The organism is Streptomyces sp. NPDC034099, assembly GCF_055575415.1.
The window spans coordinates 43,800-66,928 of the sequence record NZ_JBVISR010000019.1; the positions used below are offsets into that span (position 1 = coordinate 43,800).

General features: G+C 72.1%; 26 protein-coding genes. 21 read left to right on the forward strand and 5 right to left on the reverse strand.

Going from position 1 to position 23,129, the window contains the following annotated elements; genetic code table 11:
• The first annotated feature begins 202 nt into the window (after positions 1–202).
• The 4 genes from lipB (at position 203) to ACZ56V_RS35670 (ending at position 3,356) form a co-directional block, all read left to right on the forward strand.
• Positions 203–1,003, forward strand: coding sequence for a lipoyl(octanoyl) transferase LipB (gene lipB / locus ACZ56V_RS35655; protein ID WP_398913915.1), 801 nt, complete (start codon positions 203–205; stop codon positions 1,001–1,003).
• A 153-nt stretch (positions 1,004–1,156) separates the two neighbouring features.
• Complete coding sequence (lipA, locus tag ACZ56V_RS35660; protein WP_468947777.1) at positions 1,157–2,110, forward strand: lipoyl synthase; 954 nt, start codon at positions 1,157–1,159, stop codon at positions 2,108–2,110.
• A 244-nt stretch (positions 2,111–2,354) separates the two neighbouring features.
• Positions 2,355–2,570, forward strand: coding sequence for an SCO2195 family GlnR-regulated protein (locus ACZ56V_RS35665; protein WP_398913917.1), 216 nt, complete (start codon positions 2,355–2,357; stop codon positions 2,568–2,570).
• Between the two features lie 81 nt (positions 2,571–2,651).
• Positions 2,652–3,356, forward strand: a complete 705-nt coding sequence (locus ACZ56V_RS35670; RefSeq protein WP_104630849.1) for a DUF4191 domain-containing protein — start codon at positions 2,652–2,654, stop codon at positions 3,354–3,356.
• 106 nt (positions 3,357–3,462) lie between these two features.
• Here ACZ56V_RS35670 and ACZ56V_RS35675 read toward each other — a convergent pair whose 3' ends face one another.
• On the reverse strand, positions 3,463–3,930 hold the full coding sequence (locus ACZ56V_RS35675) for an RDD family protein (protein WP_052839906.1): 468 nt from the start codon (positions 3,928–3,930) through the stop codon (positions 3,463–3,465).
• A 220-nt stretch (positions 3,931–4,150) separates the two neighbouring features.
• Between ACZ56V_RS35675 and glnA the strand changes: the two genes are divergently transcribed.
• Together glnA and ACZ56V_RS35685 are read left to right on the forward strand one after the other, a co-directional pair.
• Positions 4,151–5,560 (forward strand): type I glutamate--ammonia ligase, encoded by a 1,410-nt coding sequence (glnA, locus tag ACZ56V_RS35680; protein ID WP_104630851.1) that lies wholly within the window; start codon positions 4,151–4,153, stop codon positions 5,558–5,560.
• 159 nt (positions 5,561–5,719) lie between these two features.
• Complete coding sequence (locus ACZ56V_RS35685; protein ID WP_356362281.1) at positions 5,720–5,980, forward strand: SCO2583/SCO2584 N-terminal domain-containing protein; 261 nt, start codon at positions 5,720–5,722, stop codon at positions 5,978–5,980.
• A gap of 23 nt (positions 5,981–6,003) precedes the next feature.
• On the opposite strand, the gene ACZ56V_RS35690 is transcribed toward ACZ56V_RS35685, so the two are convergent.
• Positions 6,004–6,843: an SDR family oxidoreductase gene (locus ACZ56V_RS35690; protein WP_468947781.1), complete on the reverse strand. Its 840-nt coding sequence runs from the start codon at positions 6,841–6,843 to the stop codon at positions 6,004–6,006.
• A gap of 93 nt (positions 6,844–6,936) precedes the next feature.
• On the opposite strand from ACZ56V_RS35690, the gene ACZ56V_RS35695 reads away from it, so the two are divergent.
• The 3 genes from ACZ56V_RS35695 (at position 6,937) to pspAB (ending at position 8,902) form a co-directional block, all read left to right on the forward strand.
• Positions 6,937–7,308 (forward strand): winged helix-turn-helix transcriptional regulator, encoded by a 372-nt coding sequence (locus ACZ56V_RS35695; RefSeq protein WP_398913923.1) that lies wholly within the window; start codon positions 6,937–6,939, stop codon positions 7,306–7,308.
• Between the two features lie 65 nt (positions 7,309–7,373).
• Positions 7,374–8,288, forward strand: coding sequence for a zinc metalloprotease HtpX (gene htpX, locus ACZ56V_RS35700; RefSeq protein ID WP_398913925.1), 915 nt, complete (start codon positions 7,374–7,376; stop codon positions 8,286–8,288).
• 35 nt (positions 8,289–8,323) lie between these two features.
• Positions 8,324–8,902 (forward strand): PspA-associated protein PspAB, encoded by a 579-nt coding sequence (gene pspAB / locus ACZ56V_RS35705; protein WP_467383272.1) that lies wholly within the window; start codon positions 8,324–8,326, stop codon positions 8,900–8,902.
• A gap of 57 nt (positions 8,903–8,959) precedes the next feature.
• Here the strand turns inward: pspAB and ACZ56V_RS35710 are convergent, their stop codons facing one another.
• Entirely contained in the window at positions 8,960–9,274 is a 315-nt protein-coding gene (locus tag ACZ56V_RS35710; RefSeq protein ID WP_052840238.1) for a hypothetical protein, read from the reverse strand.
• 175 nt (positions 9,275–9,449) lie between these two features.
• On the opposite strand from ACZ56V_RS35710, the gene ACZ56V_RS35715 reads away from it, so the two are divergent.
• Both ACZ56V_RS35715 and ACZ56V_RS35720 read left to right on the forward strand, forming a co-directional pair.
• Complete coding sequence (locus ACZ56V_RS35715) at positions 9,450–9,827, forward strand: arsenate reductase family protein (protein ID WP_398913930.1); 378 nt, start codon at positions 9,450–9,452, stop codon at positions 9,825–9,827.
• Positions 9,828–9,925: 98 nt separating this feature from the next.
• Positions 9,926–10,579, forward strand: a complete 654-nt coding sequence (locus ACZ56V_RS35720; RefSeq protein ID WP_467383269.1) for an RlpA-like double-psi beta-barrel domain-containing protein — start codon at positions 9,926–9,928, stop codon at positions 10,577–10,579.
• 3 nt (positions 10,580–10,582) lie between these two features.
• Here ACZ56V_RS35720 and ACZ56V_RS35725 read toward each other — a convergent pair whose 3' ends face one another.
• Positions 10,583–11,455, reverse strand: a complete 873-nt coding sequence (locus tag ACZ56V_RS35725; protein WP_468947784.1) for an alpha/beta fold hydrolase — start codon at positions 11,453–11,455, stop codon at positions 10,583–10,585.
• Positions 11,456–11,568: 113 nt separating this feature from the next.
• Between ACZ56V_RS35725 and ACZ56V_RS35730 the strand changes: the two genes are divergently transcribed.
• The 8 genes from ACZ56V_RS35730 to ACZ56V_RS35765 all read left to right on the forward strand — a co-directional run bounded on the left by ACZ56V_RS35730 (position 11,569) and on the right by ACZ56V_RS35765 (position 19,887).
• Complete coding sequence (locus ACZ56V_RS35730; protein ID WP_398913936.1) at positions 11,569–12,045, forward strand: MarR family transcriptional regulator; 477 nt, start codon at positions 11,569–11,571, stop codon at positions 12,043–12,045.
• A 136-nt stretch (positions 12,046–12,181) separates the two neighbouring features.
• Entirely contained in the window at positions 12,182–13,213 is a 1,032-nt protein-coding gene (gene glnII / locus ACZ56V_RS35735) for a glutamine synthetase (RefSeq protein WP_356362262.1), read from the forward strand.
• A gap of 56 nt (positions 13,214–13,269) precedes the next feature.
• Positions 13,270–14,199: a DUF6891 domain-containing protein gene (locus ACZ56V_RS35740; RefSeq protein ID WP_468947787.1), complete on the forward strand. Its 930-nt coding sequence runs from the start codon at positions 13,270–13,272 to the stop codon at positions 14,197–14,199.
• Between the two features lie 340 nt (positions 14,200–14,539).
• Positions 14,540–15,127 carry a winged helix-turn-helix domain-containing protein gene (locus tag ACZ56V_RS35745; RefSeq protein WP_398913941.1) on the forward strand — a complete coding sequence of 196 codons (588 nt, stop codon included), beginning with the start codon at positions 14,540–14,542 and terminating at the stop codon, positions 15,125–15,127.
• Positions 15,128–15,197: 70 nt separating this feature from the next.
• Entirely contained in the window at positions 15,198–16,226 is a 1,029-nt protein-coding gene (locus ACZ56V_RS35750; protein ID WP_467383262.1) for an SDR family oxidoreductase, read from the forward strand.
• A 53-nt stretch (positions 16,227–16,279) separates the two neighbouring features.
• Positions 16,280–17,557: a sensor histidine kinase gene (locus tag ACZ56V_RS35755; RefSeq protein WP_468947790.1), complete on the forward strand. Its 1,278-nt coding sequence runs from the start codon at positions 16,280–16,282 to the stop codon at positions 17,555–17,557.
• The gene (locus ACZ56V_RS35760) at positions 17,542–18,195 is read left to right on the forward strand and encodes a response regulator transcription factor (RefSeq protein WP_356362250.1); all 654 of its coding nucleotides are present in this window, start codon (positions 17,542–17,544) and stop codon (positions 18,193–18,195) included. Before ACZ56V_RS35755 ends, ACZ56V_RS35760 begins: the two co-directional genes overlap by 16 nt.
• Before the next feature lie 159 nt (positions 18,196–18,354).
• The gene (locus tag ACZ56V_RS35765; protein ID WP_398913946.1) at positions 18,355–19,887 is read left to right on the forward strand and encodes a DUF1996 domain-containing protein; all 1,533 of its coding nucleotides are present in this window, start codon (positions 18,355–18,357) and stop codon (positions 19,885–19,887) included.
• Between the two features lie 76 nt (positions 19,888–19,963).
• Here the strand turns inward: ACZ56V_RS35765 and ACZ56V_RS35770 are convergent, their stop codons facing one another.
• The gene (locus tag ACZ56V_RS35770; RefSeq protein ID WP_356362246.1) at positions 19,964–20,410 is read right to left on the reverse strand and encodes a hypothetical protein; all 447 of its coding nucleotides are present in this window, start codon (positions 20,408–20,410) and stop codon (positions 19,964–19,966) included.
• A gap of 132 nt (positions 20,411–20,542) precedes the next feature.
• Between ACZ56V_RS35770 and ACZ56V_RS35775 the strand changes: the two genes are divergently transcribed.
• Both ACZ56V_RS35775 and ACZ56V_RS35780 read left to right on the forward strand, forming a co-directional pair.
• Positions 20,543–21,052, forward strand: coding sequence for a tetratricopeptide repeat protein (locus ACZ56V_RS35775; RefSeq protein ID WP_398913949.1), 510 nt, complete (start codon positions 20,543–20,545; stop codon positions 21,050–21,052).
• A gap of 61 nt (positions 21,053–21,113) precedes the next feature.
• Positions 21,114–23,045, forward strand: coding sequence for a hypothetical protein (locus ACZ56V_RS35780; protein WP_468947793.1), 1,932 nt, complete (start codon positions 21,114–21,116; stop codon positions 23,043–23,045).
• Positions 23,046–23,129 lie beyond the last annotated feature (84 nt).

Below are 23,129 nucleotides of genomic sequence, written 5' to 3' on the forward strand. Positions count from 1 at the left end.
GAAGTGCCCGGAGCGCCTGTGAGCAGCCCTTATGGCCTCGTGAACGGCGTGAATGTAGCGGAGAGTAAGCACCCGATCGCACAATTCGCCCAGCATTCATCCGATCGTGTGAGGATTGCCCGCCCGGCTGACGACGAGCGGGCGGTCGTACAGTGGCTTGGGCACGCTTCGTGCCTTACGACCTTGCAGGGAGGCACGTGCCGTGAGTGAGCTGCGCTTCGTCCGGATGGGGTTCGGTGCCGAACGCGTCGAGTACCAGGAGGCGTGGGACGAGCAGCGCCGGGTGCACGCCGCGCGGTTCGCCGACGAGATCCCCGACACCGTACTGCTTCTCGAACACCCGCCGGTCTACACCGCAGGCCGGCGCACCCAGGACAGCGAGCGTCCCCTGGACGGCACCCCGGTCGTCGACGTGGACCGGGGAGGCAAGATCACCTGGCACGGTCCGGGCCAGCTGGTGGGCTACCCCATCCAGAAGCTCCCGCGTCCGGTCGACGTGGTGGCCCACGTCCGCCGCCTGGAGGAGGCCCTGATCCGCACCTGCGCGGAGTTCGGCCTTCGGACCAGCCGGGTCGAGGGACGCAGCGGCGTCTGGGTCCTCGGTGACCCGGTCGAGCAGCGGCCGAAGCTCGGCGGCCTGTCCCTGGACTTCGACCCGCGCCTGACGGACGAGGAGTTCGACCCCCGCCTCAACGGCCCCGACTACGCCCCGTCCAACGCCGGCCAGCGCCGCGAGGACCGCAAGATCGCCGCGATCGGCATCCGGGTCGCCAAGGGCGTCACGATGCACGGCTTCGCACTGAACGTGAACCCCGACAACAAGTGGTTCGACAAGATCATCCCCTGCGGCATCCGCGATGCGGGCGTCGCGTCCCTGGCGGGCGAACTCGGCCGCGACGTGACCATCGAGGAGGTCCTCCCGGTGGCCGAACGCCATCTCCGGGACGTCCTTGAGCACGCGGACCTGAAGCCGAGGGTGATCGAGAAAGCCCCGGCGGCATAAAACCAGCCCGTCCGGCGTTTGAGGACGAGGCCGTTCAGGCCGGAGCGGGGCCTGGGGGCGGCAGCCCCCGGCAGGGCCAGCACCAAAGCCGACCACCAAATCAACGGGCGTACCCTGAAGAACGCCGAAGAATCAAACGCTAGGGAGCCGGTCGTGTCCGCAGTCGCACCCGACGGACGCAAGATGCTGCGCCTGGAGGTCCGCAACAGCCAGACCCCCATCGAGCGCAAGCCCGAGTGGATCAAGACCCGGGCGAAAATGGGCCCCGAATACACCAAGATGCAGAACCTCGTGAAGAGCGAGGGCCTGCACACGGTCTGCCAGGAAGCCGGCTGCCCCAACATCTACGAGTGCTGGGAGGACCGCGAGGCGACCTTCCTCATCGGCGGCGACCAGTGCACCCGGCGCTGTGACTTCTGCCAGATCGACACCGGCAAGCCCGAGGCGCTCGACCGGGACGAGCCGCGCCGCGTCGGCGAGTCCGTGGTCACCATGGACCTGAACTACGCCACCATCACCGGCGTCGCCCGCGACGACCTCCCGGACGGCGGCGCGTGGCTGTACGCGGAGACGGTGCGCCAGATCCACCAGCAGACCGCCGGCCGCGAGGCCGGCCGCACCAAGGTCGAGCTGCTGGCCCCCGACTTCAACGCGGTCCCGGAGCTGCTCCGGGAGGTCTTCGACTCCCGCCCCGAGGTCTTCGCGCACAACGTCGAGACGGTCCCGCGGATCTTCAAGCGCATCCGCCCGGGCTTCCGCTACGACCGCTCCCTGAAGGTCATCACCGAGGCCCGCGACTACGGCCTGGTCACCAAGTCGAACCTGATCCTCGGCATGGGCGAGACCCGCCAGGAGATCAGCGAGGCGCTGGAGCAGTTGCACGAGGCCGGCTGCGAGCTGATCACCATCACGCAGTACCTTCGCCCGTCCGTGCGCCACCACCCCGTGGAGCGCTGGGTCAAGCCGCACGAGTTCGTGGAGCTGAAGGAGGAGGCCGAGCAGATCGGTTTCTCCGGCGTGATGTCGGGCCCGCTGGTGCGCTCGTCGTACCGGGCCGGACGGCTCTACGGCATGGCCATGGAGCAGCGCCGGTCCGCCACCGTGTGAAGTCCCGCACAAGCCACTACCGGCCGGTAATGGCCGAGATGCCGCGGCTCCGACCGTCCTCGCTGATGAGGACACCGGTCGGGGCCGCGAGCCCGTTCCGGGACCCGGCCACGCGGATTCATGTGCGTTTGACCGGCGGGTCACGCCCTGGTAACACCAATCAGTGACCCTGGAATCACAGCACGTACACCATCACGTACACCCGTCTCCGTACCCGGAGCCGTACCGAGGGGGGACCTCCACGATGCAGGCCGCGCCCGTTCGCCCCACCGCCGTCCGCGCCACCGCCATCCCGTCGTTCACCACCGCCCTGCGGGCCGTCGAGTCGCTGCTGATGAGCGGCGGCCAGCGCACCGCCCGGCGCAACGCCTGGAACTCCGTCCTGGAGGACCGCCGCCGCGCCAAGGACCGGATCGAGACGGAGCGCGCGCTGCGGCAGTCCGTCGCCGGCCGCCCCTGACCGCGTCCCGCCTCTCCCCTCGCCGGGCACTGCCGGGCACTGGCGTCGTCGGCGCTTTCGGGGACACGTAGACTTCGTGCCATGGCGAGGAAGGAACCTGCAGCGGACGCTGCGAATCCCGGGCGACTGAAGCAGATCGCTCTGACCTACAAGATGACCCGCAAGGCCGACAAGAAGATCGGTCTTGTGCTCGCGGGTGTCGGCATCGTCGTCTTCGGTGTCCTCCTCGCGATCGGTTTCCTGATCGGTCACCCCATCTATCTCGGCATCCTGGGCCTGCTGCTCGCCTTCCTCGCGACGGCGATCGTCTTCGGGCGCCGGGCCGAGCGGGCGGCCTTCGGCCAGATGGAGGGACAGCCGGGCGCCGCGGCGGCCGTACTGGACAACATCGGCCGGGGCTGGACCACGACCCCCGCGGTGGCGATGAACCGCAACCAGGACGTGGTGCACCGCGCGGTCGGCAAGGCGGGCATCGTGCTGGTCGCGGAGGGCAACCCGAACCGGGTGAAGTCCCTGCTCGCGGCCGAGAAGAAGAAGATGAACCGCATCGTCTCCGACGTCCCCGTGCACGACCTGCTCGTGGGCACCGGCGAGGGCCAGGTCGAGCTGAAGAAGCTGCGCACGACCATGCTCAAGCTCCCCCGCGTCCTGAGCGGTCCGCAGGTCACCGTGACCAACGACCGGCTGCGCGCCCTGGGCGACCTGATGAGCAACATGCCGCTGCCCAAGGGCCCGATGCCCAAGGGCATGCGGATGCCCAGGGGCGGCAACCCCAGGCAGCGCTGACCCCGTAGGACTCCGAGACGCCGGTACGGCGAAGGGGGCGGCCCGATCACTCGGGCCGCCCCCTTCGCCGTACCGGTCGTCGTGCCGGCGTCGTGTGGCGTGCGGGTCAGATCCGGACTTCGACGGTGCGCGCCAGCCGGTCGTGCAGGCCCCGGCCGTCGCGGTCCCAGATCAGCGCCGGAAGGGCGAGGCACAGCAGGACCGAGCGCAGCAGGGCGCGCAGCGGGCTGGGGCGTCCGGTGGCGAGGTCCACGACCCGCAGGCCCAGCAGGCGCTTGCCCGGGGTGAAGCCGACCGTGCCGACGGTCAGCACGCTCAGCACGAAGAAGATCAGCAGCGCCCAGTTGCTCGCCGTCTGCCCGTAGCTGCCCGTGATCAGCCCGTATGCGATCAGGGAGCACAGGGCCCAGTCGACGGCCAGCGCGCCGAGCCGCCTGCCCGGCCGGGCGATCGAACCCGGTCCCTCCTCGGGCAGACCGAGCTGCTCGCCGCGGTGCCCGAGATCGGCGCCGGCCTCTTCCACGGCCGCGCGGGGGCCGGAGAGCCACGATCCGATTGCTTGCCTGTTGTCCACCCGAACACGGTACTGCGCCCGTATACGTACCGGGAACGGCGGGGTGTGCGGGCCCCCGATCCGGCCTAGGCTGGGGAGGGAGCCGGTTAACTTCTGCGAAACAAATGGGTCACGCCCGAGAAATCACCCGTCCCTAGGGTCGAGGAAGCGTGTGCCACCCGCACTGGCCGCACGAACGATCTACCAACCCGGCGGGACGGTCGGGAGTAGGAGGAGCTGGATGTTCCAGAACGCCGACGACGTCAAGAAGTTCATCGCGGACGAGGACGTCAAGTTCGTCGATGTCCGGTTCTGCGACCTGCCGGGCGTCATGCAGCACTTCACGTTGCCCGCCGAGGCGTTCGACCCCGACGACGAGCAGGCCTTCGACGGATCCTCGATCCGCGGCTTCCAGGCCATCCACGAGTCGGACATGGCCCTGCGCCCCGACCTGTCCACCGCGCGCGTCGACCCGTTCCGCCGCGACAAGACGCTCAACATCAACTTCTTCATCCACGACCCGATCACGGGCGAGCAGTACTCCCGCGACCCGCGGAACGTGGCGAAGAAGGCCGAGGCGTACCTGGCCTCCACGGGCATCGCCGACACGGCGTTCTTCGGCCCCGAGGCCGAGTTCTACGTCTTCGACTCCGTCCGCTTCGCCACCAGTGCGAACGAGTCCTTTTACCACATCGACTCCGAGGCCGGCGCCTGGAACACCGGTGCCCTGGAGGACAACCGCGGTTACAAGGTCCGCTACAAGGGCGGTTACTTCCCGGTCCCGCCGGTCGACCACTTCGCCGACCTGCGCGCCGAGATCTCCCTGGAGCTGGAGCGGTCCGGCCTGAAGGTCGAGCGCCAGCACCACGAGGTGGGCACCGCCGGCCAGGCCGAGATCAACTACAAGTTCAACACGCTGCTCGCGGCCGCGGACGACCTCCAGCTCTTCAAGTACATCGTGAAGAACGTGGCCTGGAAGAACGGCAAGACGGCGACCTTCATGCCGAAGCCGATCTTCGGTGACAACGGCTCGGGCATGCACGTCCACCAGTCGCTGTGGTCGGGCGGCGAGCCGCTCTTCTACGACGAGCAGGGCTACGCCGGCCTGTCGGACACCGCCCGCTACTACATCGGCGGCATCCTCAAGCACGCCCCGTCGCTGCTGGCCTTCACCAACCCGACGGTGAACTCGTACCACCGCCTGGTGCCGGGCTTCGAGGCGCCGGTGAACCTGGTGTACTCGCAGCGCAACCGCTCGGCCGCGATGCGGATCCCGATCACGGGCTCGAACCCGAAGGCCAAGCGCGTCGAGTTCCGCGCCCCGGACGCCTCCGGCAACCCGTACCTGGCGTTCTCGGCGCTGCTGATGGCGGGCCTGGACGGCATCAGGAACAAGATCGAGCCGGCCGAGCCGATCGACAAGGACCTCTACGAGCTGGCTCCCGAGGAGCACGCGAACGTGGCGCAGGTCCCGACCTCCCTGGGCGCGGTCCTGGACCGCCTGGAGGCCGACCACGAGTTCCTGCTCCAGGGCGACGTCTTCACGCCGGACCTGATCGAGACGTGGATCGACTTCAAGCGCGCCAACGAGATCGCGCCGCTGCAGCTGCGTCCGCACCCGCACGAGTTCGAGCTGTACTTCGACGTGTGATCGACGCCTCACGCCGACCCGGACGGCGCCCCCGTCCCCGTTTCCCGGGGGCGGGGGCGCCGTCGTGCGTGGCCGAAACCCTTCACAGGGTGCGGGCGGGCCGGGATCATGTCTACTGACACGGTTGTTCGAGTCAGGGGGACGGGGAGAGTGCCGGAGATGCCGGAGCGCGACGACGAGGAGCGCGAGTACGACCTGAGGTGGGCGGACGGCGCCCAGCACAAGGAGCCCTCGGCGCGTGCCCGGATGCTCGCCGCGCGCTGGAAGGAGAACCCTCCCGGCCCGGTCCCCTTCCGCGCCGACCCCGATCACGTGGGCTCCGGGCGCCGGTCGTCGTGGGTGTCCACCGCCGTGGTCCTCGGCTGCGTGGCCGCGGTGATCGTGCTGCTGGGCTACCTCAACTTCCGTGCGCCGTACTAGCCGTACCAGGGGCGGCGCCGGTCTCAGCGGAACGCGGTGACGTTGCGGGCGGCCCAGTCGGCGAAGGGGCGCGGGGCGCGGCCGAGGACCCGCTCGACGTCCGGGCTGACGCGCTGTTCGGCCGGGCTCGGGTTGCCGAGGATGTCCAGGGTGTCGTCGGCCAGCTCCGTCGGCATGCTCCGTGCCATGGCGGCCCTGGCCTCGTCGCGGGTCAGCTCGTGGAAGGCCACGGGTGAGCCCAGCGCGGCGGCGACGGCCTTGGTCTGCCCGCGCGGAGTGATCACCTCCGGGCCGGTCAGCTCGTACGCGCCGCCGGTGTGCCGGTCCTCCAGCAGACAGGCCGCCGCCACCGCGGCGATGTCCGCGGGGTCGACGACCGGTACTCCGACGTCGCCGAAGGGCGCGGCGACGACCCGTCGTTCGCGGACGGACTCGGCCCACCACAGGGCGTTGGAGGCGAAGCCGCCGGGCCGCAGCACGGCCCATTCCAGGCCGGATTCCCGCACCGTGTCCTCCAGCTCCCGCATCGCGATCCGCGTCGCCCCGAAGGGCCTGGTCACCACGCCGAGCGTGGAGAGCAGGACGATGCGGCGGACCCCGCTGTCCACGGCTTCGCCGATGATGTCGGCCGGGTGGGCGCCGAGGGCGTGCAGGTCGCCGGAGAGCAGCAGGAACAGCGACTTCGCCCCGGCCAGCGCGGGCCGCAGGCCGGCCGGGTCGGCGAGGTCGGCCACCAGGTGGCGGACGCCGTCCGGGACCGCGGCCGGGTGCCGTGACACCGCCGTCACCTGCTCGCCCGCCGCTGCCAGCGCCCGCGTCAGCGGCCGCCCGATGTTGCCGGTCGCCCCGGTCACCACGATCATGTCCAGCTCCTTCTCGGATGTCCTCTGTGTACCTGCACGCTAGGAGCGCGGACTAACTTTTGGTAAGGGCATACCTGGAGGTAAGCTCATGACATGACGGAAGGCGTGCAGCACAGACGGGTCGGGACCGGCGAGCGGTATGACGTGTTTCACACCGACTGCCTGGCGCGCGACGTGGTCGACCATGTGACCAGCAGGTGGGGCATCTGGGTGCTGATCGCCCTGCGGCGCAACGACCTCCGGTTCTACGAGCTGCGCGAGAGCATCCAGGGCATCAGCGAGAAGATGCTCGCCCAGACCCTGCGCGTCCTGGTCGAGGACGGCCTGGTCTGGCGGAAGGTCGAGCCGACGACGCCGCCGCAGGTCACGTACGGGCTCACCGGGTTCGGCCGGGACATCGGGGAGCCGCTGACGGACCTGTTCGACCGGATCACCCGGCGGCTTTCGCCACTCGGCGCCCCCTGACCTCCCGGGGTGCCGGGTGCACACTGGACAGCGGGACGAGTGCCCGACTGTGTGAGGTGGTGCAGATGCAGAGCCGCTTCCGGAGTGACCGGCGGTTGACCGTGCGCATGGGGATCACTCTTTTCCTGCTCGGCCTGTTGTACGTGGGGTTCGTCGCCGCGCTGATCGCGCTGCTGAAGTCCTGGGTCCTGGTCGTGGTGATCGTGGCGCTGCTGTTCGGGGCGCAGTACTGGTTCTCCGACCGGATCGCGCTGTTCGCGATGCGCGGCCGGATCGTGGAGCGGGACGAGTATCCGGAGCTGCACGGGGTGGTGGACCGGCTGGCGGCGATGGCCGACATGCCGAAGCCGGTGGTCGCGGTGTCGGAGATGGAGATGCCCAACGCCTTCGCCACCGGCCGCAATCCGGACAACGCGGTGGTCTGTGTCACCACCGGGCTGCTGCGGCGGCTGGAGCCCGCGGAGCTGGAGGGCGTGCTGGCGCACGAGCTGTCGCACGTGGCGCACAAGGACGTCGCGGTGATCACGGTGGCGTCGTTCCTCGGCGTGATCGCGGGGCTGATCGTGCGGTTCGCCTTCTACTCCCAGCTCTTCGGCGGGCGCCGCGACCAGAACACGATGGCGGTCCTGGCGGTCGTCATGGGCGTCTCGGCGGCCGTGTACGCGCTCAGCTTCCTGCTGATCCGGGCCCTGTCCCGGTACCGGGAGCTGGCGGCCGACCGGGCCGCGGCCCTGCTCACCGGGCGCCCCTCGGCCCTGGCGGCGGCCCTCACCAAGGTCACCGGCGACATCGCCCGGATCCCGACCAAGGACCTGCGCACGGCCCAGGCCTTCAACGCCTTCTACTTCACCCCGGCCTTCGGCAGTGAGCCCGGCCTCGGCCGGTTCTTCGCCACTCACCCCAGCCTGGAGCAGCGGCTCGACCAGCTGGGCCGGATCTCCGCCGAGCTGGGCGAGGCGACGGCCCCCGGCAAGGCGTGAGGCGCGGGACGTCACGGGAAGGCGGGCACACGGGCATGGGACTGCTGGACATCCTGCTCGGCCGGTCCAGGGCGGTGGGCCCGGATCTCGACCGGCTCTTCGCCCTGCCCTCGGCGGCGGTGGGCCTGGAGGCCGCGGCCGGGTTCAGGCCCACCGGACAGGGGGCGGTGTGCTTCGCGACGGTCGAGGGCGCCGCCTTCGAGCGCACGCACCGCGAGATCCGCGCCCTGCTGGACGCGGACGCCGGCCGCACCCCGGTGGAGCTGAGCCACGACGCCTACGGCTACTCCTGGCTCGTCTCGCACCGCTCTCCGGGAGAGCTGCCGGTCCTGGTGAACGACCTGCACGCGGTGAACAGCACCTTGGAGGCGGCCGGTTTCGGCCCACGGCTGCTGTGCTCCCTGGCCGGTTTCGTGGCCGACGACGGGCGGCGGCTCGCCCTCGTCTACCTCTACAAGCGCGGCACGTTCTACCCCTTCGCGCCGCTGTCCGGCGGGCGGCAGCAGCGGGACAACGCGCTCGAGCTGCGGATACGGGCCGCGCTCGACGACGAGCTGCCGGTGGAGGGCGACCTGGGCCGCTGGTTCCCCGTGTGGGGAGCGCCCGGACTCTGAGCGCCGCGGGACGCGAACGCCGGGCACCCATGGCAGAGAGGGCACCCGGCGCCGGGGTCACCGCGAGTACCGCATCAACGCCCGCACCATGTGGCACGTCGTGTCCGACGGCGGATGAACCCCGATGGCCAGCGCGGCGCTCCGTATCCTCTCGTTGCGCGCCTGGTCGGGCAGGTAGACGCCGGAGTCGAGCAGGGCGATGGCGAGGCGCATCGCCTTGAGCCGGCGGTTGTGCGTCACGTACCACTCGCGGGGGCGGCCCGCCGGCAGCGGACGCTTCTCCACGGGCGCGTACGGCAGGTCGAGCAGGACGGGCCGCTTGGCGGTGGACTGGGTGGGCAACGGCTTCGGCTTCAGTGCGGCAGCGGGCACAGGCATCCTCCTGTCGCGGTCGGGGCGCCGTCCGGACTTCCCGGCGACACCCTCGAACACTGCTTCTATTTTACCGCCCACCACTGACAAAAGCCCCTGCCCACAAGGGCTTTCGGGGTCGCTGTGACCCACGTGGTGAACGAGTTTCCGCACCCCTCCGGTTACCGTGTGCGGCATGGAGATCTGGATCAACCCGGCCTGCTCGAAGTGCCGCAGCGCGATCAGCCTGCTCGACGCGGAAGGGGCCGAGTACACCGTCCGCCGCTACCTGGAGGACGTACCGAGCGCGGCGGAGATCCGCGAGGTGCTCACCCGGCTCGGACTCGAACCGTGGGACATCACCCGCACCCAGGAGGCGGCCGCCAAGGAACTGGGCCTGAAGGACTGGCCCCGTGACGAGGCGTCACGCGACCGGTGGGTCACCGCGCTCGCCGAACACCCCAAGCTGATCCAGCGCCCGATCATCACGGCGGACGACGGAACGGCCGTGGTGGGCCGCACCGACGAGGCGGTCCGGGACGCCCTGTCCCGTCAGGCCGGTCCGGAGGTGTGACGCAGGTTACGCGCACGCGTCGACGCGACCGGTGAGCAACTCCGTTCGGTATCTCGTACATAGCGGCGTACGCTCCCCTACCTCTTCAGGAGGCGCGGATGTCGCGCAGGAGAACTCTCGGCACGAAGAAGAAGATCGCCCTACTGGTCGGCGCCGCCACGATGGCCGGTGGCGGCGCCTTCGTCATGGCGAACGCCTCGAACGCCGCGCAGACCACCGAGGACGCGCGGACGAAGGCCGCCCAGGACTCGGGCGTCTGCCAGGGCCTGGCCACCGCGCTCGGCAACAACCAGCGGTTCATCGCGGGCCAGCGGGCCGATCCGGACGCGCAGTCGCAGGCCCGGATCGAGAACCGCGAGGCCGTCGTCGCGGAGATCGAGCGCAAGCAGGCGGCGTCCGGGTGCGCGGTCGGGGAATCGGCTCAGGACTCCCAGACCGCGCAGCCGCCCCAAGCCGGGCAGGAGGCGGGCCAGGACGCCGGGGCCCCGGCGGACGACCAGGCCGGCGAGCAGGTCTGTGCCGGTTCCACCGTCACCCTCTCCGGCGAGGGCGGCGCGCCCGCCGCCTCCAGCAACCAGTTCCCGGTGGGCACCAGGCTCAGGGTGACCAACCTCGACAACGACAAGTCCACGACCGTGGAGGTGAACTCGGTCTCGGGAAGCTGTGCGCTGCTCAACAACGCGGCGTTCGAGCAGGTCCGCGAGGAGGGCAAGTTCCTGATCCGGCGGGCGCTGATCGAGAAGGTCGGCTGAGGCTCAGTCGCCCGGCGCGGCCAGGAAGTCGCCGAGGCGGCGGCCAAGACCGGACGGCGCGGACTGCGGCAGCGCGTGGTGGGAGACGTCCGGCAGGACGGCCGACTCCACGTGCGGCAGCAGGGCCCGCGCCCGGTCCGCCACCTCGGCGGGGTCGTGCGTCCTGCTGTTCTGGGCCAGGAGCAGCAGGACCGGTACGTCCAGGGCGCGCAGCGCCTCCGGGGCCGGGCGCGGTCCGGTGACCGGCTTCCGCTCCGGGAAGCCGACGGCGGCCTCCTGGAGGGCGAGCCAGTCGGCGTCCAGCGGGGTCGCGCCGGTCTCCCAGTCCAGGAAGGCGCGGACCCGGCGGGGAGTCGGCCGCAGCAGCATCGGCAGCGCGTGCAGCAGGTAGGCCGCCTTGAACCCGGCGAAGCACTGGGTCGGGTCCAGGAGGAACAGGCGGCGTACCCGGTCGGGCGCGTGCAGGGCGTGGTGCAGGGCGATCCAGGCGCCGTAGGAGTGGCCGCCGAGGTCCGTCTCCTCGATGCCGAGGCCGTCGAGGAGCGCGTCCAGCCAGCCGGTGAGGTCGGCGACCGTACGGGGGTGGCGGTCGCCGGCCGGTGTGCTGCGGCCGGGGGCGCCGACCAGGTCGACGGCGTGCACGCGGTGGGTGCGGGACAGCTCGGCGGCCTGGGCGTACCAGGACGCGGAGGTCGCCGCCCCGCCGCCCGGCAGCAGGAGGAGGGGGCGGCCGCCGGCCGGGCCGGTCACGTTGACGTACGTCTCGCCGAAGGGGGTGGGCACGGTCACCGCCTCGGTCCCCGCGGGCCACTTGGCGATGACCTTGTCGTAGGCGTCCTGGAAACGGCCGGCGTCGTACGGACCGCGAGTGCTCATGAGCGGTGCCCCCTGTTTCGCTTGCTCCCTGTTCCTGCTGCTCCGGTATTATCTCGCCGAACGAGATACTTGTCGAGCGAGAAGATCGCCCAAAGGGCCGAAGGGAGCGCCCCATGCCCGACCAGGGACCGGAGATGGAGCTCGTCCACCTCCTGCGCGCGGTCGCCGTCGAACTGGGCGCGCACAGCGCCCGGTTCGCGCAGCGCAACGGCATGCACCCCACCGACGTCCGTGCGCTCATCGCGCTCATGGACGCCGCGCGGGCGGGCGAGGCGATGACCGCCGGGCGCCTGGGCGCCGCGCTCGGGCTGAACTCCGCGGGCACCACGGCGCTGGTCGACCGGCTGGAGCGGGCCGGACACGTACGCCGGGTGCGCGACGAGCGGGACCGGCGCCGGGTCACCGTCGAGGTGGACGAACGGGCCGTGGCGCTGGGCTGGTCCCACTTCGGACCGCTGATCGGGCGGGCGGTGGAGCTGCTGCGCGGGTACGACGAGCGAGAACTGGCGGCGATCAGGGGCTTTTTGACCGGCGTACGGGAGGCGGCCGGGGACGACGGGCGTGAGGCGGACCACAACGACGCCAGGTAACACGGGGTTCACATACGGGCAACGGTCGGGAAATCGCCCGTTGGCACGCTGCACGGCAGTAGACGCGGCACCCCTGCCGCCCCCGCGCCGCCGCACCCGCACGTGCGCCGATACCCACCCCGAAGGATGTGGCCCCGTGACCTTCAAGGCCGAGTACATCTGGATCGACGGCACCGAGCCGACGGCCAAGCTCCGTTCCAAGACGAAGATCATCACGGACGCCCCCGCCGGCCTGGAGGCCCTGCCGATCTGGGGCTTCGACGGCTCCTCCACCAACCAGGCCGAGGGCAGCTCCTCGGACTGCGTGCTCAGGCCGGTCTTCTCCTGCCCCGACCCGATCCGCGGCGGCGAGGACATCCTGGTGCTGTGCGAGGTCCTGGACACGGACATGACGCCGCACCCGAGCAACACCCGCGCCGCGCTGGCCGAGCTGTCCGAGCGCTTCGCCGCGCAGGAGCCGATCTTCGGCATCGAGCAGGAGTACACCTTCTTCAAGGGCGCCCGCCCGCTCGGCTTCCCCGAGGGCGGCTTCCCGGCCGCGCAGGGCGGCTACTACTGCGGTGTCGGCTCGGACGAGATCTTCGGCCGCGACGTCGTCGAGGCCCACCTGGAGAACTGCCTGAAGGCCGGTCTCGGCATCTCCGGCATCAACGCCGAGGTCATGCCCGGCCAGTGGGAGTTCCAGGTCGGCCCGCTGGCGCCGCTGGAGGTCTCCGACCAGCTGTGGGTGGCCCGCTGGCTGCTCTACCGCACCGCGGAGGACTTCGAGGTCTCCGCCACCCTCGACCCCAAGCCGGTCAAGGGCGACTGGAACGGCGCGGGCGCGCACACCAACTTCTCCACCAAGGCCATGCGCGAGGGCTACGACGCGATCATCACCGCCGCAGAGTCGCTCGGCGAGGGCTCCAAGCCCATGGACCACGTCAAGAACTACGGCGCCGGCATCGACGACCGCCTCACCGGCCTGCACGAGACCGCCCCGTGGAACGAGTACTCCTACGGCGTCTCCGACCGCGGCGCCTCGGTGCGCATCCCGTGGCAGGTCGAGAAGGACGGCAAGGGCTACATCGAGGACCGCCGTCCCAACGCCAACGTCGACCCGTACGTGGTGACCCGCCTGCTCGTCGACACCTGCTGCACGGCGCTGGAGAAGGCCGGCCAGGTCTGATCCCGCCGGCTCCGGCCCCGGGCCGCGCTGTCGGTGGCGCGTGCGAGGGTGGGGACATGGAGATCGACGGTGTCCTCGCCCTCAAGGCCGAGACGGAGAACGGGCAGACGCACACCCGGATTCGGGCGGCGGAGCTGCGGGAGCTGGTGTGGCGCATCGGCGGCGCCGGCGACCGTTTCCTGGTGGTGCAGCGGATACCGGACATCCCCGACGTGTTCGCCCAGGTGTGGCACGAGGAGGGCGGGGAGTACCGGCTGGAGTACCGGGCCGCCGCGGACGCGTTCTTCGGTGCCGACCTCGGCGACCGCCACCGCGTGGCCGACCTCCTGACCGGCTGGGCCCGCCAGGAGCCCGGCTGGGACGCGGGCGTCGCCTGGGAGCCGATCGACCTGGGGCCCCAGGAGGACGTTCCGGAGCTGCCGGACGAGGTCCGGCAGCAGATCGAGCGACTGATCCGGGAGCGGCTGCGCTGCGGATACGACAGCCGCAAGGCGCTGGTCCGGATCGCCGAGGACCACCTCGTCGGCGGCGAGTACGGCGAACGGCCGGTGTCCCCGGCCCAGGCCCGGCAGCTGGTGGACCGGCTGTGGCTGGAGCGGCTGGCCGAGCAGGAGACCTGGGGCGAGGAGACCACCGACCCGGACCGCCTCACCCGGGTCTTCCAGGCCCTGGACGCGGCCGGTGTCACCGCCCGGGAGAACTTCGCCTGCTGCCGCGGCTGCGGCACCGCGGAGATGGGCGCGGAGCGCGAGGGCGCCCGGGGCTTCGTCTTCTTCCACCGGCAGAGCACCGAGGCCGCCGCCGAGGGACACGGGCTCATGCTGCACTACGGCGGTTTCGACGGCTCGGAGGAGACGACGACGGCCGTCGGCCACGAGGTCGTGGCGGCGTTCGCGGGGGCCGGGCTGTCCACGGAGTGGGACGGCGATCCGGGCCGGGCGATCGCCGTCGACCCGCTGAACTGGCGTAAACGGCTGGAGGGTTGACCGGTCCGGCGACTGAATCAGGCCAGTCGGCGTCCACACACTGAGAGGACTCTCCTCTCCCCCGCCGCCGTCTGCTTCAATGAGGCCATGGCCAGCTTCCGGAAGTACGCAGCGACGGGTCGCCATGACCTCGAGCCCTTCTGGCCTTCCCGTCAGCACGACGACTTCGACCGGATGTGTTGCCGCGCGACGATCGCGCCGGCCCGCTAGAAGCCGTATCCCGCAGGCCTTCGACGCCTGCCGCCGGTGCGCACGACGTACGTCCCGCGACGCGCCCGACCATGAACTCGCGCCCGTCGCCCCTCCCGACGAACCTCTCGCGCGAAAGAGCTGACGTCTCATGGCGACCACCCGTTCCCTGTCCACCGTCACCCTCGACTCCCCCACCGTCCGCCCCGACTCCGGCGGCCCCCGCCACCGGCTGCGCGCCGTCGCCCCGGACGAGGTGGCGGACGTCGCGGACCTGCTGCCACCGGGCGCCACCTGGCTGCCCGCACCCGCGCACACCCTGCCTGCGCTGCCGGGGCACCCGCCGATGGTCGGCTACCTCGTCCTCGTCCCGGCCGACCAGCAGCCGCCGTTCCGGGCCCCGGACCATGCCCTGGCCCAGGGCCCCGGCCTGGGCCGGGCGGAGAACCCGCTCGTCCGGATCGATCCCGCCCGGCGCACCGCCGCCGTGGACGGACGCGAACTCGACCTCACCTACCTGGAGTTCGAGCTGCTCGCCCACCTCGTCACCCATCCCAACCGGGTGCACACCCGCGACCAGCTGGTCACCACGGTGTGGGGCTACGGACACGTCGGTGACGGCCGTACCGTCGACGTGCACGTGGCCCGGCTGCGCCGGAAGCTCGGCGCGGAGCACCGGCACACGATCCAGACGGTGCGGCGCGTCGGCTACAAGTACACGCCGCCCACGGGACGCTGAACCCCCACCGCCCGTCTGCCGACGGCAGAGCGGCGTTCCCTCCGGCCGCCGCGCCCGGCACAGTGGCGGCATGAGACTACTGGTGCTGGGCGGTACGGAGTTCGTGGGGCGGACCGTGGTCGAGGCGGCGCTCGGCCGCGGCTGGGAGGTGACCGTTCTGCACCGCGGACGGCACGCCCCGCCCCCGGGAGCGCGGGCGCTGCACGGCGACCGCACCGCGCCCGACGGGCTCGACGCGCTGGCCGGGGGCACCTGGGACGCCGTCGTCGACACCTGGTCGGCGGCGCCCCGCGCGGTGCGGGACGCGGCGCGGCTGCTGCGGGCCCGCGCCGGACGGTACGTGTACGTGTCGAGCTGCTCGGTGTACGCCTGGGCCCCGCCCGCCGGGTACGCCGAGGACGCCCCGCTGGTCGAGGGCGCCTCGGCGGACGCCGGGCAGCTCGACTACGCCCGGGACAAGCGGGGCGCCGAGCTGGCCGTCCTGGACGCCTTCGGCGCGGACCGCTCGGTGCTCGTGCGGGCCGGGCTGATCCTCGGCCCCTACGAGAACATCGGCCGGCTGCCGTGGTGGCTGAACCGCGTGGCCCGCGGCGGCCCGGTCCTCGCGCCGGGCCCGCGGGACCTGCCCCTGCAGTACATCGACGTGCGCGACCTCGCCGGCTGGGTGCTCGGCGCGGTGGAACGGGAGCTGAGCGGGCCTTACAACCTGGTCTCCCCGCCGGGGCACACCACGACGGGCGAACTGCTGGACGCCTGCGCGAAGGTCACGGGCGGCACCGCGGAGCTGCGCTGGACCGATCCCGAGACCGTCCTCGCCGCCGGCATCGAGCCATGGGTGCAGCTGCCGGTGTGGACACCCCCGGGCAGCGACCTGCACGACGCGCTGCACACCGCGGACGTCTCCCGGGCCCTGGCGACGGGCCTCGTCTGCCGGCCCGCCGGTGACACCGTGGCCGACACCTGGACCTGGCTGCGGGACCTCGGCGGCACGGCGCCCCGGCGCCCGGACCGGCCACCGGTCGGCCTGGACCCGGAGACGGAGGCGAAGGTGCTCGCCGCCGGCGGACCGGGCGGAGGTGTATCTGACACCACCCCCTGATCGGGGTGCCCGACCCCGTGCCCCGCCCCCGTCGCCTCGGCGAGACTGACGGCATGAGCATCGAGACGAAGAGCGGCTCCCGGCGGCCACGGACCCCCGCGCGGGCCAGGGACGTGGCGCTGTCGGCCGTACGGGGGCTGGCGCTGGCGCTCGTCTCCCTGCCCGGCGCGGTGATCTGCTTCTGCCTGACGACGGTGTCCGTCGCCCTCGTCCCGATCGGGGTCGGCATCGTCACCACGCCGTGGGTGCTGGCGGGGGTACGGGCGTTCGCGGACCGGCGGCGGCTGCTCGCCGCCGAGTGGGGCGGGGTGCGGATCCCGCGGGTGTACCGGCCGCTGCCCGAGGACGCCAATCCGTGGGCCCGCACCTTCGGGATGCTCCGTGACCCGGCGACCTGGCGGGACATCTGCTGGCTGCCCGTCGACATGACCGCGGGCTTCGTCACCGCGCTGCTGGCCTTCGCCCTGCCGCTCTATCCGCTGGAGGGCCTCGCCATCGGGGCCGGGCTGTGGCGGGTGCTGCCCGACGGGTACTGGTACGGCTTCGTCCGGGTCACCGGCCAGACCTCCGCCCTCTACGCCGCCGGCCTGGGCGCCGTGCTCCTCCTCGCCGCGCTCCGGCTCACCCCGCTCGTGCTGCGCGCCCACTTCCGGCTCACGCGTGCGGTGCTCGGGTCGGGGCAGGGCGAACTCGCCGAGCGGGTACGGGTCCTGACCGAGACCCGGCGCGACGCCGTCGACACCTCCGCCGCCGAACTGCGCCGCATCGAGCGCGACCTGCACGACGGGGCGCAGGCCCGGCTGGTCGCCGTCGGCATGGACCTGGGCACCATCGAGGCGCTGCTGGAGAAGGACCCGGCGAAGGCCAGGGAACTGCTCGCGAGGACCCGGCAGTCCTCCGCCGACGCCCTGACCGAGCTGCGCGACCTCGTGCGCGGCATCCATCCCCCGGTGCTCGCCGAGCGCGGCCTGGGGGACGCGGTACGCGCCCTGGCCCTGCGGCTGCCCGTCACCGTCGAGGTCGAGGTGGACCTGCCCGGCCGCGCCGAGGCCCCCGTGGAGTCGGCCGCGTACTTCGCGGTCAGCGAGATCCTCACCAACGCCGTGAAGCACTCGGGCGCCGACCGGATCTGGATCGACGTGCACCACGAGGAGGGCAGGCTGCGCGTCTCCGTCACCGACAACGGCAGGGGCGGCGCCCTGATCGGAGCGGGTTCGGGCCTGGCCGGGGTGGAGCGGCGACTCGGTACATTCGACGGTGTCCTGGCCGTCGGCTCGCCCGCGGGCGGCCCCACCATGGTCACCATGGAGATCCCTTGCGCGTTGTCCTAGCCGAAGACCTGTTCCTGCTGCGCGACGGACTGGTCCGGCTCCTGGAGGCCCACGACTTCGAGATCGCCGCAGCCGTCGAGACGGGCCCCGAGCTGTCCCGGGCGCTGGCCGAACTGGAGCCGGACGTCGCCGTGGTCGACGTCCGGCTGCCGCCCACGCTCACCGACGAGGGCCTGCAGTGCGCGCTCCAGGCCCGCCGCGACCGGCCCGGGATGCCGGTCCTCGTCCTCTCCCAGCACGTGGAGCAGTTGTACGCCCGCGAGTTGCTGGCCGACGGGAGCGGCGGGGTGGGGTACCTGCTCAAGGACCGGGTGTTCGACGCGGAGCAGTTCGTGGACGCCGTACGGCGGGTGGCGTCGGGCGGTACGGCGATGGACCCGCAGGTCATCCAGCAGCTGCTCAGCCGGCGCGCGGCGGAGGACCGGCCGCTGGAGCGGCTCACCCCCCGCGAGCTGGAGGTGCTGGAGCTGATGGCGCAGGGCAGGACCAACGCGGCGATCGCCGCCAAGCTCGTCGTCACGGAGCGGGCGATCGCGAAGCACACGGCGAACATCTTCGCGAAGCTGAGCCTTGAGGTCTCGGACGACGACAACCGCCGTGTCCTGGCGGTTCTGGCGTATCTGGACCGCGGCCGCTGACCCTTACGCGCGTCCCACGCGTCCCACGGGACCCAGCAATTCCCCCCACGGGTGAACACCTCTGGAGCGGCTTCCGTATGGAGGGGAGCCGCTTCACTCCTGTCGGGCGCCCCCGATGCCCCGCAAGCGATGCCCCCGCAAGGAAGTTTGAGGAGTTCCATGGGACGCAACACAAGAAAACGCCGTACGCCGCTGGCCACCAAGATCGTAGCCGGGGCGGCGGCCCTGGCGGTCGGCGGGGGCGGGCTGGTCTGGGCCAATTTCTACGCTTCGGCGCACGAGGAGCATTCGGGCCAGAACCGCACCAGGTCGGCCGGCGCGCAGGTCGCGACGATCGACTGCCCCGACGTCGGTCAGCAGATCCGTGACGTGCCGGACCGGGCGCGCGGGGAGGTGGACGGCGAACTGGCCTCGATGGACAGCCAGATCACCGACGCCTACCAGCGCCTGGCCACCACGCGGCGGGCGCAGGCGGGTGACGCGCAGTTCGTCCAGAACAGCATTCTCGGGCCGCTCAAGGACCGGCGGAAGGCGCTCATCGACCGGATCCAGCTGGAGATCAACCGGGCCGGCGGCAAGGCCGACGACAACCTGGACGAGCTGGCCGGATGCCAGGGACGTCCCGCGGACCAGCAGCAGAACGGCGACGGCCAGAACGGCGGCCAGGAGGGCGGCGGTCAGGACGGCGGCGGTCAGAACGGTGACGGCCAGGGCGACGGCGGCCAGAACGGCGGCGGTCAGAACCAGGACGACAACGGCAACGGCGTCGCCGGTCCGGTCGCCGACGACTTCATCGACATCAACGACGTCCAGCCCAACTCCCGCGACAGCCGCAACGGCCTGGCCGCCAACGGCGACGGCGGTTCCGCCGGCACCTTCACCACGGACTGCGGCGTCAACGAGAACAACCTGTTCAACAGCGACAACCTGATCGCCGCCCCGGGTGTCGACAACGGCGCGCACCACACGCACGACTACGTCGGCAACCAGGACAACGACGCCTTCTCCAGCGACGACGACCTGGCGAACGCGGACACCTCGTGCCAGAACCAGGGCGACAAGTCCACGTACTACTGGCCGGTGCTGCGGCTCCAGGACGGTACGCAGGAGTTCGACGCGAACGACCAGGGCGGTGGCGCCGAGGGCAACATCGGCAAGATCCTCAAACCGGCCAAGGCCGAGCTGAAGTTCGTCGGCAGCCGGCAGGGCGACGTGGTCGCGATGCCGAAGTTCCTGCGCATCATCACCGGTGACGCCAAGTCCTTCACCAACGGCGACGCGAACGCCAACACCTCGTGGAGCTGCTCGGGCTTCGAGGACCGGCAGGTGACGGACAAGTACCCGCTGTGCCCCGAGGGCAGCCAGGTGCTGCGGACGACCAACTTCCAGAGCTGCTGGGACGGTCAGAACATCGACAGCGCCAACCACCGGGACCACATGGCGTTCGTCCAGGAGGACGGCAGCTGCCCGAACGGCTTCCAGGCCGTTCCCCAGCTCCAGGTCCGTCTCGCGTACGACATCCCCACCCCGACCGTCGAGAACGGCCAGGTGCGGAACCCGTACGCGGTGGACAGCTTCCCGGAGCAGCTGCACAAGCCGATCACGGATCACAACGACTTCATCAACGTCATGGACGAGGACCTGATGAACGAGGTGGTCGACTGCATCAACCGCGGCGAGGACTGCCAGTAGCGGTACCCGGCCCGGTAGGGGGAGAGGGCCGGTGACGGACTTCCGTCACCGGCCCTCTTCGCGCGTCCGCGCCCGGTCAGCCGCCGTGCCCGGCGTGCTCGCCGTGCCCGGCCGAGTGCCCACCGCCGCCGCCCCCGTGCTGGACGCCCTGCTCCAGGGTCCCGCCGAGCCGGCCGCGCAGGTCCGCCACCACGTCCTCGTGGCCGACGGCGACCCATTTGCGGCCGACGAGGTAGTAGCCGCCGTAGTCCTTGGCGGTGTTGATCCACTCGCGCTGGCCGCGGTCGGTGGAGAAGGTGGCGAGGACGTACTTCCCGTCGCCCTTGCCGCACAGGGCCTGGCGGATGGTGTCCGCGTCGGTCTGCATGTCCGGGGCGCACTCGGCCTCGGCGGCCAGGTGTTCCAGGCTGCCGCTCGCCGTCGCGGGCACGGCGTCCGCACCGTCCCCGTCGGCGCCGCAGCCCGTCAGTGCCAGGGCCGCCGCCAGGGCGGCCGGCGCGAGCATCGGTCGGGTCAGCCTCATGTGTTCCTCCGGTCCGCTGTGGCGACATGCCGCACGGAGCCCCTGGGGGCTCTCGTCATCGATACGGGCGCGGGGCGCGAAGTACTCAGGAGCTCGGGTGCCGTTGTGCGGACGGCGTGCGAGAGTGGCACCGTGGACCAGGACTGGGAAGAGCGCGTGACGGCCGCCTGGGCGGCATTCGACGACTACGCCGAGGAGGACGCCGCCGACTTCCGGGCCGTCATCGACGCCCTCGCCGACGAGTTGCCCGCCGACAGCCCCCTCGGCCTGTTCGAGCGGGCCTGCGCCTGGGACTCGACGGGCCACTCCGGCCGGGCGGTGCCGCTGTACCGCGAGGCGCTGGAGCGCGGGCTCGGCGAGGTCAGCGCCTACAAGGGGCGCCGGGCGAAGATCCAGCTCTCCAGCTCCCTGCGGAACACCGGGCACCCGGAGGAGGGCGTGAAGCTGCTCTCGCCGGAACTGGTGGCCCATTCGGACGAGTTGGACGACGCCGTGCGGGCCACGCTCGCGCTCTGTCTGTCCAGCATGGGCCGCGACCGCGAGGGCCTGGCCCTGGTGCTCGGCGCCCTCGCGCCCCATCTGCCGCGCTACCAGCGCTCGATGGCCAACTACGCGCGGCTGCTGGTGGAACCGGAGGAGTAGCGTCGCCGTGCGCGGGCCGGCCGTACGGTGACCATCGCCCCGTTCGCTCGTTCTGCTGAACGTGCAGCCACAGGATGTCGCCCCGCGCCCCGCACCGTCCGCCGCCTCCTCGGCCGACCCGGTCGTCGATGTCGAGCAGGCCGAGGCCGCGCTCGTCGAGCACTATCCGCGCCTGGCCCGGCTGGCCTACCTGGTGCTGCCGCCGGGTCTCGGCCGGGGCCGCCGGGTCCTGACCGCCCACGCGCTCACCCAGCGCGCCCTGCCCCGCAACCGGACGACGACCCCGGTGATCCCGGCCCAGGCGACCGGCCGCGAGGTCGACCCCGGATACGCGCTGGTCCGGCTGCGGGTGGTGCGTACGGCGCTGGAGGCGGGACTTCCGCTGCGGCGGCGGGCGTGGCCCAGGCGGTCGCAGTTGCCGCCGGTGCTGCCCCACGTGCGGGGCCTCAAGCTCTTCCCGCGCTCGGGCGGCGCGGACGAACTCGCCCTGGACCAGAGGCTGTCCGCCCTCTCCGGTCCCGGCCGGGCGGCGTACGTGCTGCGCGGTCTGGAGCGGCTCCCCGACGACGGGGTGCGGCAGGTGCTGGCGGCCGCCGGGGTCGCCGACGTGGACGCCGCGCTGCGGGAGGCCGACGGGGTGCCAGGGCAGTACGCGCTGCTCGGCTCGCCCGAGTTCGACCCCTGCTCGTTGCAGGCCCGGCCGACCGATCTGCTGCGTCGGCGGCAGCACATGAAGGCCGCGCTGGTCGCCGGGGCGGCGCTGGTGGTGTGCGCGGCGCTCCTCGGCCTGCCCGGGGACGGCTGGGGGCCGGACGGTGCCGCCGCGCCGCCGTACGCGCGGAACCCGGCGGCGGAGGCCGCGCTCGATCCGGCCAGGCTGACGAAGGCCGCACCCGCCGCGTGGGAGACGTCCGCGCGCACGGACTTCTCGGTGTGGCCGGCGCGCGGTGACCTCACCGGCGACGAGGAGCTGCTGCGCCGCGCCCTGGCCGTGTGGGCCCGGCCCGGCGAGAGCGTGGGGGTGTCCGCGACGCCGGGGACCCAGACCGGCGGTCCGGCCGGTCCGCCGCAGCTGCTGTACGCCGGGAACGTGGACAACGCGCGAGTGGTGATCCTGCACGACGGTCTGCGCCTGGTCCGGTACGCCGAGCCGAAGGACGGTTCCGCCGGTGCCGCCCTGGACTTCGCGCGGACCGACGGGGCCGGGCGGGCCACGGCGACCGCGGTGGTCCTGGGCCGGTCCGACGGCAACGTCCGCTATCTGACGGCCCCGTGGGTGACGGAGGCGGCCGGGCGCGATCTCGCCGGGCCGGCCTCCGGACCCAAGGAGCTGACGCTCACCGACGGCGTGACGTCCCCGCTGGCCAGCCCGGTGCAGCAGCGGTCCGGGGCGTGCACGTCGTGGAACGTGCTGGAGCTGACCGACGGTCCGGACACCCGGGTGGTGACCGACCTGGGCGAGCTGGTGCCGGCCCGGCTCACCACGGGGCGCCCCGGTTCCGCGAAGGACGCCTCGGGCGGGAAGGCGCTGGGTGCCTGGGCGCCGTACGCGTGCTCGCTGGGCACGGTGCGCGGGCAGGGGGTGCGGTCGGTGAACGCCTGGGAGTTCGCGAGGCAGCCGCTGCCCGACGGGACGGGGTCGGGAGACTGGGTGTGCACCCGCGCCGAGACCTGGCGCGGGGAAGGGGCCCGGGTGCTGGCGCAGTTCCGGACGCCGGGCGGGGCGCAGGGCGCGGTGGCGGCGAAGGCGCAGGACGTGCCGGCCTGCGGCGAGCGTGATCCGCAGGTGCTGGCCGGGGTGCTGTGGAAGTCGGAGGGCGGCCACTGGTACCTGCTCGCGGCGGGCGGCCCGGAGACCGAGTCGATCGAGGCGACGGGCGGCATCGAGGACGCCGTCGACGGCAACCTGCTGACGGCCAAGGCCGAGCAGGGCGCGCGGGCCGAGCTGAAGGGCACGCTGGACGGCGGGCGGACGATCGGCGGCCTGCGCTGACCGGTGCCCGCCTGGCCGGCACACCGGCCTAGTTGACACTGGCGTCAACAAGTACCGGCAGGAGGGTTCCGCCGGACCGTACCC